A 17223-nucleotide genomic window follows, 5' to 3' on the forward strand; every position below is an offset into this window, starting at 1 on the left:
GGGGGGCATATCCGGCGCGATGACAGAGTATTTCAACGAGATGTTCGACGGCGGCAAAGTGCGTCAGCCCTATAGCGGGCTCGATGGCTGGATGCGCGAAATGCCCTCCGAGCTGCGCGCGATGAAACAGGCCGAAGCGGAGGCGCTGTTTCGCCGGATCGGGATCACCTTCGCGGTCTACGGCGAGGGCGGCGACCCGGACCGCCTGATTCCCTTCGACATGTTTCCACGCGTCTTCACGCAGGCTGAATGGCGTAAGTTGGAGCGCGGGATCAAGCAGCGCACCCGGGCGTTGAACGCCTTCCTGCTCGATGTCTACGGGCGTGGCGAGATCGTGCGGGCGGGGCGTATCCCGGCGCGGCTGGTCTATCAGAACGATGCGTTCGAGCGCGCGGTTTCGGGCTTCATCCCGCCGCGCGGCATCTACAGCCATATCGTCGGCGTCGATCTGGTGCGCACGGGGCCGGATCAGTTCTACGTGCTCGAGGACAACTGCCGCACGCCCTCGGGCGTCTCATATATGCTGGAGAACCGCGAGATCATGATGCGGATGTTCCCGCAGCTGTTCCGCGAGAACCGGATCGAACCGGTGGATGGATATTCGGACGCGCTGCGCCGCACGCTGGCCTCGGTCGCACCGGCGAAATGCGAGGGCGAGCCGACGGTCGCGATCCTCACGCCGGGCCATTTCAACTCGGCCTATTACGAGCATTCCTTCCTCGCCGACCTGATGGGCGTCGAGCTGGTGGAGGGGCCGGACCTGTTCTGCGAGGGCGGCTTTTGTTGGATGCGCACGACGGAAGGCCCGAAGAAGCTCGACGTGATCTATCGCCGGATCGACGACGCTTTCCTCGATCCGCTCTGCTTCCGCCCGGATTCGATGCTGGGCATTCCCGGCTTGATGGATGTCTACCGCTCGGGCGGTGTGACGATCTGCTCGGCTCCGGGCGCGGGCGTCGCCGACGACAAGGCGATCTACACCTTCGTGCCGGAAATGGTGCGCTTCTATCTTGGCGAAGAACCACTTCTGGAAAACGTGCCGACGTGGCAATGCGCCAAGGCCGACGATTGCAAATACGTGCTCGAACATCTCGACGAGCTGGTGGTGAAAGAGGTTCACGGTTCCGGCGGTTACGGCATGCTCGTCGGGCCGAAATCGACGAAGGAGCAGATCGAGAATTTCCGCCACAAGGTCGAGGACAATCCCGAGAACTACATCGCCCAGCCGACGCTCGCGCTGTCGACCACGCCGACTTTCGTGGAAGAGGGCGTGGCCCCGCGCCATGTCGATCTGCGGCCCTATTGTCTCGTCGGCGAGAAGATCGAGCTTGTCCCCGGCGGGCTGACCCGCGTCGCGCTGACTGAAGGGTCTCTTGTCGTGAACTCGTCGCAGGGCGGGGGCGTGAAAGACACCTGGGTTTTGGCGGAGTGATCGGATGCTGAGTAGAACCGCTGAAAACCTGTTCTGGGTCGCGCGCTACATGGAGCGCGCAGAGACGATGGCACGGCTTCTGGAGGTCGGCGCGCGGATCGCGCTGACGCCGTCGACCGGTCATGGCTACCGTTCCGAATGGGAGAGCCTGCTGCAAGCCTCGGGCACTGCCGATGGCTTCTCCGAGAAATACGGCGATCCGGTGCAGCGCAACATCGAGAGCTACCTGTTCTTTGATCGCGACAACCCGTCCTCGGTGATATCCTGCCTCGAGCGTGCACGGGAGAACGCGCGCATCGTGCGTACGGCGATCACCGGTCAGGTCTGGGATACGCTCAACACCGCGTTCCAAGAGATCCGCCAGATCGAGCGTCAGCCGCGCTCTGAATGGGAGATTACAGAGCTGTGCGAATGGGTGGCCCGCCAATCGGCGCTGCTGCGTGGGGCGATGGACGGCACGATGCTGCGCAATGACGGGTTCTTCTTCATGAACCTCGGTTATGCGCTGGAGCGGGCCGACAACACCGCGCGTCTGATCGACGTGAAATATTTCGTGCTGCTGCCCTCGGTGGAGATGGTGGGCTCTGGCCTCGACAATTACCAGTGGCAGGTGCTGCTGCGCGCGCTGCAATCCTATCGCGCTTTCCACTGGGCCTATGGCGGCGAGCTGACGGCGTCGAAGATCATGCATTTCCTGATCCTCAACCCGGCCAGCCCGCGCTCGCTGATATCGGCGACGCGCAAGGCGATGCACCACCTCGACAATCTCGAAAGCTTCTACGAGGTCGAGCCGGGCACCGGCCTGCCGCAGATGCGGGCCAAGGCGCTGATGACCGAGCTGAACCAGACTCAAGTCGCCGAAATTATCGAGGAAGGCCTGCACGAGTTCCTCACCCGCTTCATCGGCGAGATCGGGCAGCTTACCGCGCTCGTTCAGCAAACCTACCTGTCGGGAGATGCGCGATGATCCTCACCGTCAACCATGTCACCACCTATGATTACGACGCGCCGATGGGGGCCGCGGTGCAGTCGCTGCGCATGTTCCCCTCACGCTTCGAGGGCCAGCGCGTCATCGAATGGGACGTCTCGGTCGAAGGCGGTCTCCGGGGCGGGTCGTTCCGCGACGGCGCCGGTGACCGTATCGAGGGCTGGTCGATCCGCCCACCGGTCGACGAGGTCGCGATCACCGTGACGGGGCAGGTCGAAACTTTCGATACCTCGGGCGTGCTGCGCGGTCACCGCGAGCTGGTGCATCCGATGGCGTACTTGCGCGAGACCGTCGCGACATGGATCGACGACAGTCTGGCGGCGCTGGCCGAAGAGGCCGTTGCAGGGGCCACGGAAAATCTCGATCGGGCGCATCGCCTCAGTGCCGCGATCTCCGAAGCGATCGCCTACAAGCCGGGCGCCACCCATTCGCACACCACAGCCGCCGAGGCGCTGGCGCAGGGCGAGGGGGTCTGTCAGGACCATGCCCATGCGTTGGTCGCGGTAGCCCGCTGTGCCGATCTGCCCGCGCGCTATGTTTCGGGCTACCTGTTCGCGGCCGATGATGGCACCCCGCACGAGGCCGCCCATGCCTGGGCCGAAATATGGATCGCGGGCATCGGCTGGATCGGCTTCGACCCGGCGAACAAATGCTGCCCGGACGAGCGCTATATCCGCCTCGGCTCCGGGCTCGATGCGCGCGAAGCCGCGCCGATCCGTGGCATCACCCAAGGCTCGGGCGAGGAGCGACTGCACGTCACAGTTGCCTTGGACCAAGTCCAGCAATAGATTGCGCGCTTGTCAGGGATCAGGGAACGAACATGACCTATTGCGTAGGCCTCTTGCTGAACGAGGGGATGGTGCTGCTGTCGGACACGCGGACGAATGGCGGGCTCGACAACATCGCGACCTATCGCAAGATGTTCACCTTCGAAGAGCCGGGCGAACGGGTGATCGCGATCATGACCGCGGGCTCGCTCTCGGTCACGCAAACGACGCTGGCGCGGTTGCGCGAGGCAGCGGATGCGAGCGACGCGACGGGCGACAGCTCGATCATGGAAGCGCCGACGATGCTGAAAGTGGCCGAGATCATCGGCAACACGATGGCGGGCGTGCGCAAGGACATCACCAGCCGGATGGATGCCGAGCGGGTTTCGACCTCGGCCTCGATGATCGTCGCGGGCCAGCGCGCGGGCGGTGAGATGCGGATGTTCCTGATCTACCCGGAGGGCAACTTCATCGAAGCCACCGAGGACACGCCCTTCCTGCAGATCGGCGAGCATAAATACGGCAAGCCGATCCTCGATCGCGTGGTCCGTCCGGACACAAACCTGATCGATGCGCAGAAGGCGGTACTCCTTTCGATGGATTCGACGCTGCGCTCGAACCTCTCGGTGGGGATGCCGCTCGATCTGGCGGTGATCAAGAAGGACGAGTGCCGGATCTCCAGCCAGCGCCGCATCGAGGCGGGCGACAATGATTTCGCGGAAATGTCGGAAGCCTGGTCGAACGCGCTGCGCGACAGCTTCACGCAGATTCAGCTTTGACCGGGTCGCGGGCGTCCAGCCCGCCCGCCGCGTCGAACAGCGCGGTGCAGCCGTCGTAGAAGCGTTTCCGCGTTGCGGGGATTTCCATCATCAATTCGTGCTCGGCGTCGGGGATCACGTCCAGCGTGCCTTTTGGCCAACGCCCCATCCGGTCATGGACCGAGGGCGTGTGCACGATCTTCTCCGCCCCGCCCAGGCCGCAATAGCAGGGCAGGTCGGGGGAGGGCAGGGCTGCCAGCGCCTCGCATTCCAGCAGGCTCTCGGCGACCCAGTGGATCGTCGGGCCGGCCAGCGTCAGTTCGGGGCGCTTCGCGGCCTGCTCGAGCAGCCAGGCCCACATCCCGGGATCGCGGGTCAGGCGGTTCGCCTCGAAACTGTCGCGGTAGACATAGGTGGTGCCGTTCATGCCGGGCGGATAGTTGTTCGCGAGGAAGCCGTCGCCCAGAAGGTTTGCCAGCACGATGCGGAACGGGTGCAGCAGCGGCGAGGTGGCGATCCCCCACATCGGCGCGGAGAAAGCCACCGCGTTGAAGCGATGGTGTTCATGCATCACCGCGCGCAGCGCGATTGCGCCGCCCATCGAATGGCCCACGATGTAATAGGGTTGCGGCAGACCGAGCTTGTCCGCAGCGTCGATCACCGCATGCAGATCCCACTGGTAATCCTGCAAGCCGCCGACATGGCCTTTCTCGGGTGCGTCGGGCAAAAGCCGGTCGGCCAGGCCTTGCCCGCGCCAGTCGATGGCGAGCATGGCATAGCCCCGGGCCGCGAATTCCGCGGCCGCAGGGCCGTATTTTTCGACATATTCGGTGCGCCCGCATCCCAGAAAGACCGTGCCGCGTGGTTGGGGCGGTGCTGGCCAATGTGCGAAGCGTATCCGCACCCCATCTTCCGCCGTCAGCCAATAGGCAGCGCCGCCCTCGGGGCCGCGCGCGATCTCTTCGAAAATCGGGGCGCGTTCCATCAGGCCAGAGCCGCACCCAGCTGCATGGCGAGGCCCATCGAGCCGTCGACCGAAAGTTTGCCGGACATGAAGGCCGCGGTCGGGTTCACGTCGCCGTTGAGCATGCCTTCGAAGGTCTCGCGATCGGCGGTCAGAACGACTTCCGCGTCGTCGTCGCCTTCACGCACGCCGTTCTCGTCGGCAATGATCGAGCCTTCGCCTTCGATCACGAATTTTGCAGTCGAAGAAAACCCATCGGGCAGTTTCGCCCGCAGCGCCTCAACGGCCTTGTCGATAACCTCGCTCATCGCGTCCTCCAATTTTGATGGCCGGGCTCTCGCATTCTCCGGCAATTGCATTACAGTCATGATTTATGTGGCAGCGATTTGACAGATACAAATGTGTCGTCACGGCATTTTGCTTTTCGGCGATGCTGGGAACAATGGCGGCATTCCCCGCCAGCGCCGAAACCGCAGGTCTGGACCCGTATTTCAAAGAGTTGGCCGATCCCAACGATCCGGGCTGGTCGCGCGCCGAGGCGGACATCCGCAGGGCGTGGTCGCGGTCGGGATCCGCGGCGATGGACCTGCTCCTGAAGCGCGGCGAAGAGGCGCTGGACGCCGGCGATACCGAGGCCGCGATCGAGCATTTCACGGCGCTCACCGATCACGCGCCCGATTTCGCCGCTGGCTGGAACGGGCGGGCGACTGCCTATTTCATGGCCGGGCTCTATGGCCCCTCGGCGGCGGATATCGCGCGTACCCTGAAGCTGGAGCCGCGACATTGGGGCGCGCTTGCAGGTCTGGGGGCGATCCTCGAGGAGATGGGCGACGACAAGCGCGCGCTTGAGGCCTATAAGAAGTCTTTTGCCTTGAATCCGCATCAACAGGATGTGAAAGACGCCATTGCGCGCCTCGACGAGGCGCATCAGGGCACGGCTCTCTGAGAGCTGGAACGGAGCTGCGATGCAAGGCGGGCGGATCACGGCCGTTCTGGGGCCGACCAATACCGGCAAAACCCATTACGCAATCGAGAGGATGCTGGCGCATCGGACCGGCGTCATCGGACTGCCGCTGCGGCTCTTGGCGCGCGAAGTCTATGACCGGATCGTCGCGCAGCGCGGCCCCTCGGTCGTGGCGCTGGTCACCGGCGAAGAACGTATCGTGCCCGAGCGGACGCAATATTGGGTCTGCACGGTCGAGGCGATGCCGACGGGGATCGGCGCGGATTTCCTCGCCATCGACGAAATCCAGCTATGTGGCGATCCCGAGCGGGGCCATGTCTTCACCGATCGGCTGCTGCATGCGCGCGGGCTGCACGAGACGCTGTTCCTCGGCTCCGAGACGATGCGCGGGGCGATCGCGGCGCTGGTGCCAAAGGTGCAGTTCACCAAGCGCGAGCGGTTTTCCGAGCTGACCTATTCCGGTTCGAAGAAAATCTCCCGGATGAAGCCGCGCTCGGCCATCGTGGGGTTTTCGGTCGAGAACACCTATGCGATCGCGGAGCTGATCCGCCGCCAGAAGGGCGGCTGCGCGGTGGTGATGGGGGCGCTCTCGCCCCGCACCCGCAACGCGCAGGTCGCGATGTATCAAAATGGCGACGTCGACTATCTGGTCGCCACCGATGCGATCGGGATGGGGCTCAACCTCGATATCGACCATGTCGCGTTTTCGGCCACGTCGAAATTCGACGGGCGGCGGATGCGCCCGCTTTTCCCGCATGAACTTGCGCAGATCGCAGGTCGCGCCGGGCGCCACACCACCGATGGCACGTTCGGGGTGACCGGCGAGGCGCGGCCGCTGCAGCCCGAGGTGATCGAGGCGGTCGAAAACCACCGTTTCGCGCCGCTGCAGAGGCTGCAATGGCGCAACGCGCGGCTCGAATTCGGTACCGTGGACCGGCTGATCCAATCGCTCGACGCGCGGCCCGCCGAACGCGATGGCGGCGAATGGCTGACCAAGGGACGCGAGGCCGACGATGCGCGCGCGCTCAAGGTGCTGGCCGAGGATCCGGCGATCCGCGACCGCGTCACCAGTCCAAAGGACGTGCAGCTTCTCTGGGATGTCTGCCGAATCCCCGATTTTCGTTCGATTTCTGAGGCCGAACATGCAACGCTTCTGGCGCGCATCTTCGAGTTCCTGCAATCGGGCAAGGGCGTGCCCTCGGACTGGCTCGCGCGCCAGATCGAGCGTATCGACAGGACGGGCGGCGATATCGACACGCTCTCGCGTCGTCTCGCCTTCATCCGCACATGGACCTATGTTGCGCAACGCAAAGGGTGGGTCGATGATGAAAGCCATTGGCGCGAGGCGACCCGCGCTGTAGAAGACCGCCTGTCGGACGCGCTTCATGGCGCGCTGACGCAAAGATTTGTGGACCGGCGCACCTCTGTGTTGATGCGCCGGCTCAAGCAGAAGGAGACCCTCGTGGCCGAGGTGAACGACAAGGGCGAAGTGACGGTGGAAGGCGAATTCGCGGGCCGTCTGGAAGGATTCCGGTTCAAGCAGGACGAGACCGGCTCGCCAGACGAGGCGAAGATGCTTGCCCGCGCGGCGTATGAGGCGCTCGCGCCCGAGTTCAATCTGCGCGCGGACCGCTTCTACAATGCGCCCGATACGGAGATGGATTTTACCGAGCAGGGCGGCCTGATGTGGGGCGACACCGCTGTCGGCAAGCTGGTGAAGGGGCCCGATGTCCTGAAGCCGACCGTGCAGGCTTTCGTCGACGACGAGGCAGGCGCGGATGTGGCCGAGAAGGTTACGCGCCGTCTACAGCATTTCATCGACCGCAAGGTTGCCGCCCTGTTCGAGCCGCTTCTGGCGATGAGCCGCGACGAAGAGCTGACGGGTCTCGCCCGTGGCTTCGCGTTCCGCATGGTGGAATCGCTGGGTATCATCCCGCGCGAGCAGGTCGCCGGCGAGGTGAAGGATCTCGATCAGGACGCGCGCGGTTCTCTGCGCAAGCACGGTGTGCGCTTCGGCCAATACACGATCTTCATGCCCGCGCTTCTCAAGCCCGCGCCGACGCGTCTGCGCCTCGTGCTGGCCTCGCTCTGGTCGGGCGCGGATGAATTCCCCGAAAGCCCGCCTCCGGGCCTCGTGACGATACCGAATATCGATGCGTTCGATGCCGAGACCTATCGCCTGTCGGGCTACCGCCCCTCCGGCGCGCGGGCGATCCGCATCGACATGCTCGAACGTCTCGCCGATCTGCTGCGCACGCAGGATAGCCGCGGCGGGTTCGAAGCCAATCCGGACATGCTCTCGATTACCGGCATGACGCTGGATCAATTCGCCGATCTGATGGGCGGTCTGGGCTACAAGGCCGAGAAAGGCGAGCGCGCGAAGGTGAAAGCCGCCGATCTCGAGAAGGCCGAAGAGCAAGCCGGTGCCGAGGCCCTCAAGACCGAGCAGGCCGACGAGGCGAAAGCCGAGGCCGGCGGCGGCGAGCAGCCTGCCGAAACCCATCCCGAGGCGGAGGCTGCGGCCGAGGCCGGCGGCGACATGGTGGCAGCCGATGACGTGACCAGCGACGAGGTCGAGGTCTTCTACACCTTCACCTGGGCACCGCGTCCGCGCGGCAACCGTCCGCCGCGTCGCGATCAGGGGCAGGGTGGCAAGCCCGGTGGCGAACGTGGCGAGCGCAAGGGCGGCGGCAAGCCGCATGGCAAGCGCGACGGCAAAGGCAAGAAGGGTGGCAAGCCGCAAGGCGCGCGCAACTTCGAGGCTCGTCCGCCGAAGAAGGACAAGCCGGTTGATCCGGACAACCCCTTCGCGGTTCTGGCAGCCCTCAAGGACAAGAAGTAACGTCCCGCCATGGCTGACGCGCCCGAGCGCATCCGCATCGACAAATGGCTCTGGCAGGCGCGGTTCTGCAAGTCCCGCGGCCTCGCGCAGGAGCTGGTGCAGGGTGGCAAGGCGCGCGTCAACGGTCAGCGCATCGACAAGCCCGGTCGGGCGATCGGCCCGGGCGATGTGCTGACCTTGCGGCTCGGCAAGGGCGAAGATGCGCGAATCTGTGTGCTGCGGGTACTGGAATGTGGCACACGGCGCGGCCCCGCGGTCGAGGCTCAGACGCTTTACACCTTGCTCGAACCGGAGGGGTAGGCTGTGCGCAATGCCGCAGCGAAAAGCCGGGCCTCTCTCTTGAAAGAGGGTTCATCCCCCGCTAGGACGGGGCAGGAAGCTGTTCAATCGGGGTTTCACCAATGACCTACGTCGTCATCGATAACTGCATCAACTGCAAATATACCGACTGCGTCGAGGTCTGCCCGGTGGATTGCTTCTACGAGGGGGAGAACACGTTGGTGATCCATCCCGACGAATGCATCGATTGTGGCGTCTGCGAGCCCGAATGCCCCGCCGATGCGATCCGTCCGGATACCGAGCCGGGAATGGAATCCTGGGTCGAACTAAACCGGAAGTATTCCGAGCTCTGGCCGGTGATCACCCAGAAGAAAGATCCGATGCCGGAAGCCGAGAAATACGACGGCGAGAGTGGCAAGCTGGAGAAGTATTTCTCCGAGGCGCCTGGCGAAGGCGACTGACGGGTCGGTGATTCTGACCAATTTTCCCCGATTCTCTGGGAATTGGGGTGGTTTACGCTGCGGCATTTTGTCAAAATCCCCTGCGTAACTCTTTGAAAACGCATCATATTACATATGCGCGACAGTTACGCGCTTTGAAATTCATGCGATTCTTGCTATATTACTGTCACAAATGAGTTCGACCCCACCTTTTGCGTCGCCCGCTCGCCCGCAAAAGAGATCTCGTGACTGACTGACGAACGCGGAGCTAGAGAGCCCCGTGGGCGTCGTATGCTCGCTGGATACCGGGGTTCGTGACCGGCTGCAAGGAAACGAACCGCATGACCAAAACCAAGAAGACCGAATTCCGCCCCAACGATTTCGTCGTCTACCCGGCGCATGGCGTAGGGAAGATCATGTCCATCGAAGAACAGGAAATCGCCGGGCTCAAGCTCGAGCTTTTCGTGATCTCCTTCGAGAAGGACAAGATGACCCTCCGCGTGCCGACGCACAAGGCGACCGAAGTCGGGATGCGCAGCCTGTCTTCGCCCGACATGGTGACCAAGGCGCTCGAGACCCTCAAGGGTAAGGCCAAGGTCAAGCGGGCGATGTGGTCGCGCCGTGCGCAGGAATACGAACAGAAAATCAATTCGGGCGACCTGCTCGCGATCGCTGAAGTGGTGCGCGACCTGCACCGCAGCGACGATCAGCGCGAGCAGTCCTACTCGGAGCGCCAGCTTTATGAAGCCGCGCTCGAGCGTCTGACCCGCGAAGTGGCCGCCGTTTCGGGCACCGACGAAGAGCGTGCCGCGAAAACCGTCGACGAGGTTCTGGTCGGCCGCGCCGCCTGATCGCGACACACGCGGAACTTTTCCAACGCGAGGCTTGCGAGCCTCGCGTTTTTTCATGGGCGAAGGGCAGGGGAGCCGTTGCCCGCGATTACGCTTCCGGCCCGGTCTTTTCGTTGCCCGGGGCCTCGCGATCGCTTTCGTCGCGCTCGCCGCGGCGGCGGAACTGCTCCATCATTGCGGCTTCCAGCTCTGCGTTGAGCTCCTTCGTGCGCGCGATGTACTCGGCGTTCTGTTCGACCGGCACGCCCGGCTTCCAGACCTGCGCCAGGTCGCGCACGGCGGCCCGGTCGAGCTTGAAGAACAGTTTCTCCAGCTCCGAGGCTTCGAAGGCCGACAGTCCTGCGTTCTCGAGCACATACCGCCCGGCGCGCAGGGAGCTGTCGAACATCTCGCGCACGATGTCATTCGCGCCGGCTCGATACAGATCGAACACATGCGTCCGGTCGCGCGCGCGGGCGACAATGTGAAGGTCGGGCCGGATGCGGCGCGCATAGGCCACGAGCTTCGTGGTCTGTTCGCGCCCGTCGAGCGCTGCGACCAGCACCCGCGCCTGATTGATGCCGGCCGCGGCGAGCAGGTCGGGGCGCGTCGGATCCCCGAAATAGCCCTTGAAGCCGAAGGTTCGCATCAGCTGGATCGTCTTGAGATCGGCGTCCAGAACGGTCGTGCGCATGCCGGACATCGTCACCAGACGGTTCACCACCTGCCCGAAACGGCCCACGCCTGCGATGATGATCGGCTGCTGCTCGTCGATCGCGTCCGGGTCGGGGCCCGGCGGCTTGCGCAGCCTGAGGCCGATCTGCTCGTGCAGGATGAACAGCAAGGGCGTGATGAGCATCGACAGTGCGATCACCACCAGAAGCTTCTCGGCCAAGGCATTCGGCAAAATCCGTTGGCCGACCGCGAAGGAGACCAGCACGAAGCCGAATTCGCCAGCCTGCGCGAGACTCAGCGTGAACAGCGAACGGTCCGGCCCGCGGATCTTGAACAGCACCGACAGCCCGTAAAGCACCGCCGATTTCAGCGCGACCAGCAGGAAGACCAGCGCGAAGATATTCGCGGGCTGCGCGGTGATGACGTCGAAATTGATGCCCGCGCCCACGGTGATGAAGAACAGGCCCATCAGCAGGCCCTTGAAGGGCTCGATATCGGATTCCATCTCGTGTTTGAACTCGCTGTCGGCCAGCACGACCCCGGCGAGGAAAGTCCCGAGCGCGGGCGAGAGGCCCACGAGGTTCATCAGGCTCGCGATGCCCACCACGATCAGCAGCGCCATCGCCGTGTTCACCTCGCGCAGCCTTGCGCCTTGCACGAACCGGAACAGCGGGCGCACGAGGTAATGCCCGATCAGCACGGTGAAGGCGACCGCGGCCAGCGTGATCACCGTGACGCCCCAGGCGGGCAACGAGTCGATCACGCGCGCCACGACGTGATCGCCGTGCCCAGCCTTCGCCACCGCCCGCGCGCCGGGCAGGGCCAGAAGCGGCATCAGCGCCAGCATCGGGATTACCGCGATATCCTGCGTCAGCAGCACCGCGAAGGAGGACCGCCCGCCCGCCGTCTGCATCAGTCGCTTCTCGTTGAGAGTCTGCAACACGATCGCCGTCGAGGACAGTGACAGCGTCATCCCGATCGCGAGCGAGACGCGGAAATCCTCGCCCATCGCCATCACGATCGCGGTGACGAGGATCATCGTGACGAGCACCTGCAACCCGCCGAGCCCTACCAGCTTGTCGCGCATCGCCCATAGCGCACGCGGCTCCAGCTCCAGTCCGATCAGGAACAGCATCATCACCACGCCGAACTCGGCGAAATGCTGCAGGTCGGTCATCTCGGCGCCGGAGAGCCCAGTGACCGGGCCGATCAGGATGCCCGCGATCAGGTAGCCCAGCACAGAGCCAAGGCCGGCACGGGTGGCCAGCGGCACTGCGATCACCATCGCGAGCAGGTACAACGTGGCTTGAAAGAGAAAGCTTTCCATCGGCGGCTTGTTTCCTTGGGCGGTGCGCGGGAGGGGGAGGGGCGCGACGCGTCTACGTCCCAGCGTAATCCAGCGCAGACCGTGCGCAAGGGTTCAAGGTCGCGAATGATTACGCCGCGCGCGTTTAGCCCTCTTGCAGCAGCTTCAGCGTCAGGCTGCGCGACCCTTTCTTATAGGTCAGCGCATTGGAGCCGATCTGCGTCACCCGCCCGCCATCCAGCCGGTCGCCCACCCCCACTTTGACGAAGCGCCCGTTCGAGAGCCGCACAAGGGCGCGGCGGTTCGACGAGGAGCCGTAAAGCCCGATCAGGTTGATCTTGCGCAGGTTGATGACGTTCTTCTCGGTCGCTTGTCTGGCGACGGAGGCAGAGGTCGGCAGGCGCGTCGGCGCGGCAGTGGGTTCCGGTTCGTCGAGATCGGCGGGCCGCGGGTCGGGCACGGGCGTGGCGACCGGGGCGCGCGCGGCGGCGGCGGCGACGGTTTGCGCGGGCTCGGCGGCGATCGCAGCGGCCAGGGCGTTCTCGACGGAACGCGAGAAGTTACGCGGTTTCGTCGGCGGGACGGCGGAGCGCGCCACCGCCAGAGCGGTCGCGCCGGCGAAGGGATCGGCGTTCTCGGCGACGGCTTCATCTTGCGCCTGCACGGCGGCGGCGACCGACTCCTGGATCGATGCCGGACGGCGCGGTGGCCGCAGTGCCGCGAGTTCAGGGTTCGCGACCGCTGCGGATTCCGAGGCGGGCGCCTGCGTTGTGGCGAGCTTGGTCACCGCGTCGGGGCGAGCCGTCGGGCGCGTCGTCTGGAGTTCGGGATTGGGCTGAAGTGCCGGGTCGAGCGCGCCTTGATCGTTCGGATCAGCCTGCGTGGCGGGATCGGTCTCATTTGGCGCTGCGGTTGCGCCGGTGAGGTCGGCGGGCTTGTCCGCGGGACGGAATCCCGACAGCGACGGGATCGCGCCGAGCGTGCCTTCCGGCGTGATCGGCTGGGTCGCGGCATAGGCCTGCGCGACGGCTTCGGGGCGGGGGCCTGGAGTGACGGCGGGCGCGCCCGCGTAAAGCGTGAAGCCGCCCGGCATTTCCACTCCGTCCTCCGTCGGCGTGACAGGCGGGGTGTCTGGGGGCTGCGTGTCGCTCTGCAGCGTATCGGCGCTCGGCGGGGCGAGCGGCGTCGCGGTGAAGGCCGGAAGCTCTGCGGGCGGCGTCGCAGGCGACGCGATCTGCGCCTCGGTTGCGGGAGCTTCGGTCGCGTCGCTTTGTGCGGTTTCGCTGGCGGTCGCGTCGTTTGCCGCAACGTCCGTTTGCGTCTCAGCCGTGGCGTCCGGAGTCTCTGCCTGCGAATTGGGCATGGTGTCGGGGGCGGTGTCGCCCGTGTCGGACGCCGTGATGTCCGAAGCGGTCGCCTGTGCGTCGGCGAGCGGCTCTGCCGCAGCCGTATCGGCAGGCTGCGTGTCAGAGGGCTGTGCGTCGGCGCCGCTCTGCGTGGGCGCCTGATCCTGCGCTGGCGCGGCGGTGGCGGGCGCGGCCGTGGTGACCGCGTCGCTTTGTTCCGACGGGGCGGGTTGCGCATCAGCCGGGGCGAGCGCCGCGACTTGCTCGTCTTGAGGAGCGGATTGGTTGGCCTGAGCCTGAGCGTCGGATTGCGTTGCCTCGGGGGCCGCCACGTCAGGAGTGGCCGGGGCAAGGGCGGTCTGCTCTGGCGCGTCACCCGCGGCCGGGGCGGGCGCTTCGGCGATGGCGTCCACCGGCGCATCAACCGGTGCGGGATCGTCGAGCAGTGTGGTCCAGAGCGCGATGATCGCCAGTACCAGCACCAGCGCGCCGGTGAGCATCAGCCCGAGATGGCGCGGCTTGCCGCCCGTCGTCGGCCGCTTGGTGCCGCCGAAAACAGTCTTGTCGCTCGTACGCTCGACGATCGGCGCCGGGGTGGCGGTGCTCGCATCCGGCCCTTCCTTCGCCTCCTCGCGCAGCAACGAGGTCGCGGATTTCGCGCCGAGCGCGGTCGTCCCGCCGATCCCCGTGCGCGCCGAGGGGTCTGTAGCCTTGCCCGCTTTCGCCCCGGTTTTCTGCGGTTCTTTCGGCGTGAAACGCGGATCGGGCTCGTCGAAATCGAGCGTGGGCGCGGTGATCTTGGCGTCGCCCGATGCGATCTTGCTGCGATCGGGCATCGGGCTGAGCCGCGTGGCCCCGCCGAGCCGCGGTGGCGTGTCGTTCACGGTCACCGTCGCCGCGTGGTCGCGGCGCGAAGCGAAGGCGGCGGCGATAACGCTGGCGTCGGATTTCGGCAGATCGTCGTCGTCCTCGTCGCTTTCGAGAGTCTCGGATTGGTCGCTCTCCGCGTCGTGCGCCACATCCTCAGGTTTGGCATCGGCCTCCGCGGCGGTCGGCAAGGCCGGTGCGGCCGCAAGGCCAGCAGCGGCGAGGGCTGCGTCCGAGGTTTCCTCGGCACTGTCTGCCTCCGCGTCGTCGGAGAGCGCGCCATCCGGCTCGCCCTCGGCAAATTCGACCGCATCCGCAGCCTCGGTTTCCTCGGGTGCGACTTCGCCAGCCGCCACCGCTTCGGCGGCCTTGGCGGCGGGGCTTACCGCAGCGGGTGTGTCCTCGCTCGGCGCGCCTTGCTGCGCGTCGGGCTCGGCGCCCGTCGCATCGAGCAACTCGGAGAATTCGCCCGGCTCGTCCGGCAGCGTGAGATCAGCCTCTTCCGCCGTGGCCTCCGCTCTCGCCGGCTGATCCAGCGCGCTCAATTCTGCCAGTTCGGTTTCCGAGACTGCGCTGTCGTCGGAGAGCTCCGCCATCTCGCTCTGCGCAGCGGCGGTTTCCACCTCGGTGGCCTCCGTCTCCGGGGCTTCTGACGGAACGGCCTCCGCCGGCGTCTCGCTTGCCTCCTCGGACAGATCGACAGCCACGATCAGCGCGGATTTGTCGGGCTCGACATGCGCACCTTCGGGAATGTACTGCGCGACCGACGAGGTCAGGCCGAATTGCGGCTCGCCGGGGAAGTCACCGGGTTCGGGGGCGGCCACGAAGCTGACCGGGTTGAAGCCGTTCTCCTGCGCGAAGCTCTCGGCTTCCTTCAATGTCTCGCGTGCGATCACGGCGACCTGCACGGTCTGGCCGGGGCCCGCGAAATCATAGACCAGCTCGCTGACGGGGTAGGGCGTCATGCCTTCCAGCGCCGCTTCGATCTGTTTCTTGCGCTGCGCCGGGCTGGGACCGGGCGCGTAGATCGCGGTATAGAGAATCTGCGTATCCGGCAGCACGAGCTTCGAAGTGAAGCCGCGCGGAGCCTGCGCCCGGGCCTTGTCGCGCAGGACCGCGACCTCGGCCATCGGGTCCTCCCCTTCGAGCGCGGCCTCGCCCAGAAGCGTCCAGCCCTCTTTCGCGCGGTGCACCAGAGCGATGCCATCATGCGAGAGGATCAATGCAAAATCGGGTTTCATGGGTGCTGCGCGCGCCTCGGGGCGGTCCGGTCCAAGTGTTCACATCTTGGTAAAGGAGATTCGATCTTCTGAAAAGCGCCGCGACGGGGACGGAGCGGGCATTTGCCGGTTTTCCACCGTTTCAACGGCGCAGACGCGGGGAGCGACGCAAGAAATGTCGGAAATGCAATCCGCGGTCATGGATGGCGCGCCGACATCGCGGCGCGCCATCTGTGTTATCAGCTGGTTGCGGCGCTCAGCGCCTGATCGAGATCGGCGATAAGGTCGTCCGCATTCTCGATCCCGATCGACAGGCGCACCACGTTCGGCGCGGCCCCTGCGGCGATCTGCTGCGCTTCGGTCAGCTGGCGGTGCGTGGTTGAAGCCGAGTGGATGATCAGCGAGCGCGCATCGCCAAGGTTGGCGACGTGGCTGAACAGCTTGAGATTGTTCACCAGCTTCACGCAGGCGTCGTAGCCGCCTTTGACCGCGACGGTGAACAGCCCGCCCGCGCCCTTCGGCGAGACGGTCTTCATACGCTCATGCCACGGCGAGCTCTCCAGCCCCGCATAGGTGACGTAGTCGATGCGCGGGTCCTTCTCGAGCCATTCGGCAATCGCTTTGGCGTTGGCGTTGTGCTTGTCCATCCGGAGGCTCAGCGTCTCGATCCCCATCAGCGTGTAATGCGCGCCTTGCGGGTTCATCGTCATGCCGAGATCACGCAGCCCCACGGCGATCGAGTGGAAGGTGAAGGCCATGGGCCCCAGCGCCTCGTGGAATTTCAGCCCGTGATAGGCAGGCTCGGGTTCGCTCAGCGACGGGAACTTGCCCGAGGCGGACCAGTCGAACTTGCCGCTATCGACGACGCAGCCGCCGGTGACGGTGCCGTTGCCGGTCATGTATTTCGTCAGCGAGTGGACGACGAGGGTCGCGCCATGCTCGATCGGGCGGCACAGGTAGGGGGTGGCCAGCGTGTTGTCGACGATCAGCGGCAGGCCGACCTTGTCGGCCAGTTTCGCCACCGCCGGAAGGTCGGTGATGTAGCCGCCCGGATTCGAGATCGACTCGCAGAAGATCGCGCGGGTGTTCTCGTCCACAGCCGCTTCCAACGCGTCTAGATCGTCGAAATCGACGAAGGTGCAGGACCAGCCGAAGCGCTTGATCGTGTGGCTGAACTGGGTGATCGAGCCGCCATAGAGCCGCGTCGAGGCCACGATGTTCAGCCCCGGCCCCATCAGCGGGAAGAGCGCCATGATCTGCGCCGCATGACCCGAGGAACAGGTCACGCCGCCTGCCGCGCCTTCAAGCGCCGCGACACGTTCGGCCAGCTTCATCACCGTCGGGTTGGTCAGGCGCGAATAGATGAAGCCGACTTCCTCGAGATTGAACAGGCGCGCCGCGTGGTCGGCGTCTTTGAAGGCGTAGGATGTGGTCTGGTAGATCGGCACCTGAACCGCGCCCGTCGCGGGATCGGGATCGGCTGCGGCGTGGATTTGCAGGGTGTCGAATGCGTAGTCGGACATATCGGGGCTCCTCTTTTCTTGC

14 protein-coding genes are annotated in these 17223 nt (G+C 65.3%); 9 read left to right on the forward strand and 5 right to left on the reverse strand.

The window, feature by feature from the left end:
- Positions 1 to 19: 19 nt before the first annotated feature.
- From B6V73_RS13715 to B6V73_RS13730, 4 genes are read left to right on the forward strand one after another with little or no spacing between them, the layout of a single operon-like run.
- Positions 20 to 1432 carry a circularly permuted type 2 ATP-grasp protein gene (locus B6V73_RS13715; protein WP_088725511.1) on the forward strand — a complete coding sequence of 471 codons (1413 nt, stop codon included), beginning with the start codon at positions 20 to 22 and terminating at the stop codon, positions 1430 to 1432.
- 4 nt (positions 1433 to 1436) lie between these two features.
- Complete coding sequence (locus tag B6V73_RS13720; RefSeq protein ID WP_088725512.1) at positions 1437 to 2399, forward strand: alpha-E domain-containing protein; 963 nt, start codon at positions 1437 to 1439, stop codon at positions 2397 to 2399.
- Entirely contained in the window at positions 2396 to 3208 is an 813-nt protein-coding gene (locus B6V73_RS13725) for a transglutaminase family protein (RefSeq protein WP_075774080.1), read from the forward strand. Before B6V73_RS13720 ends, B6V73_RS13725 begins: the two co-directional genes overlap by 4 nt.
- A gap of 32 nt (positions 3209 to 3240) precedes the next feature.
- Entirely contained in the window at positions 3241 to 3966 is a 726-nt protein-coding gene (locus B6V73_RS13730; protein WP_075774081.1) for a peptidase, read from the forward strand.
- Here the strand turns inward: B6V73_RS13730 and B6V73_RS13735 are convergent.
- Both B6V73_RS13735 and B6V73_RS13740 read right to left on the reverse strand, forming a co-directional pair.
- The gene (locus B6V73_RS13735) at positions 3947 to 4930 is read right to left on the reverse strand and encodes an alpha/beta hydrolase (protein WP_088719617.1); all 984 of its coding nucleotides are present in this window, start codon (positions 4928 to 4930) and stop codon (positions 3947 to 3949) included. The two genes, B6V73_RS13730 and B6V73_RS13735, sit on opposite strands and share 20 nt — an antisense overlap.
- Positions 4930 to 5217, reverse strand: coding sequence for an SCP2 sterol-binding domain-containing protein (locus B6V73_RS13740; RefSeq protein ID WP_075774083.1), 288 nt, complete (start codon positions 5215 to 5217; stop codon positions 4930 to 4932). The genes B6V73_RS13735 and B6V73_RS13740 overlap by 1 nt, the downstream gene beginning before the upstream one ends.
- Before the next feature lie 134 nt (positions 5218 to 5351).
- Here B6V73_RS13740 and B6V73_RS13745 point away from each other — a divergent pair, with 134 nt between their 5' ends.
- The 5 genes from B6V73_RS13745 to B6V73_RS13765 all read left to right on the forward strand — a co-directional run bounded on the left by B6V73_RS13745 (position 5352) and on the right by B6V73_RS13765 (position 10285).
- Complete coding sequence (locus B6V73_RS13745; protein WP_233242988.1) at positions 5352 to 5855, forward strand: tetratricopeptide repeat protein; 504 nt, start codon at positions 5352 to 5354, stop codon at positions 5853 to 5855.
- A gap of 19 nt (positions 5856 to 5874) precedes the next feature.
- Positions 5875 to 8715 carry a helicase-related protein gene (locus B6V73_RS13750; protein WP_088725513.1) on the forward strand — a complete coding sequence of 947 codons (2841 nt, stop codon included), beginning with the start codon at positions 5875 to 5877 and terminating at the stop codon, positions 8713 to 8715.
- Between the two features lie 9 nt (positions 8716 to 8724).
- Positions 8725 to 9015, forward strand: coding sequence for an RNA-binding S4 domain-containing protein (locus tag B6V73_RS13755; protein WP_075774086.1), 291 nt, complete (start codon positions 8725 to 8727; stop codon positions 9013 to 9015).
- Between the two features lie 101 nt (positions 9016 to 9116).
- On the forward strand, positions 9117 to 9455 hold the full coding sequence (fdxA, locus tag B6V73_RS13760; RefSeq protein ID WP_075774087.1) for a ferredoxin FdxA: 339 nt from the start codon (positions 9117 to 9119) through the stop codon (positions 9453 to 9455).
- A gap of 320 nt (positions 9456 to 9775) precedes the next feature.
- Positions 9776 to 10285, forward strand: coding sequence for a CarD family transcriptional regulator (locus B6V73_RS13765; protein ID WP_075774088.1), 510 nt, complete (start codon positions 9776 to 9778; stop codon positions 10283 to 10285).
- An 88-nt stretch (positions 10286 to 10373) separates the two neighbouring features.
- Here the strand turns inward: B6V73_RS13765 and B6V73_RS13770 are convergent, their stop codons facing one another.
- From B6V73_RS13770 to B6V73_RS13780, 3 genes are all read right to left on the reverse strand, one after another.
- Complete coding sequence (locus tag B6V73_RS13770) at positions 10374 to 12266, reverse strand: monovalent cation:proton antiporter-2 (CPA2) family protein (protein ID WP_088719619.1); 1893 nt, start codon at positions 12264 to 12266, stop codon at positions 10374 to 10376.
- Positions 12267 to 12390: 124 nt separating this feature from the next.
- Positions 12391 to 15699 (reverse strand): hypothetical protein, encoded by a 3309-nt coding sequence (locus tag B6V73_RS13775; protein WP_088725514.1) that lies wholly within the window; start codon positions 15697 to 15699, stop codon positions 12391 to 12393.
- Positions 15700 to 15917: 218 nt separating this feature from the next.
- Positions 15918 to 17201 carry an O-acetylhomoserine aminocarboxypropyltransferase/cysteine synthase family protein gene (locus B6V73_RS13780; protein ID WP_075774091.1) on the reverse strand — a complete coding sequence of 428 codons (1284 nt, stop codon included), beginning with the start codon at positions 17199 to 17201 and terminating at the stop codon, positions 15918 to 15920.
- Positions 17202 to 17223: the final 22 nt, after the last annotated feature.

It is taken from the genome of Thioclava sp. JM3 (assembly GCF_002213185.1).
Taxonomy (GTDB): domain Bacteria; phylum Pseudomonadota; class Alphaproteobacteria; order Rhodobacterales; family Rhodobacteraceae; genus Thioclava; species Thioclava nitratireducens.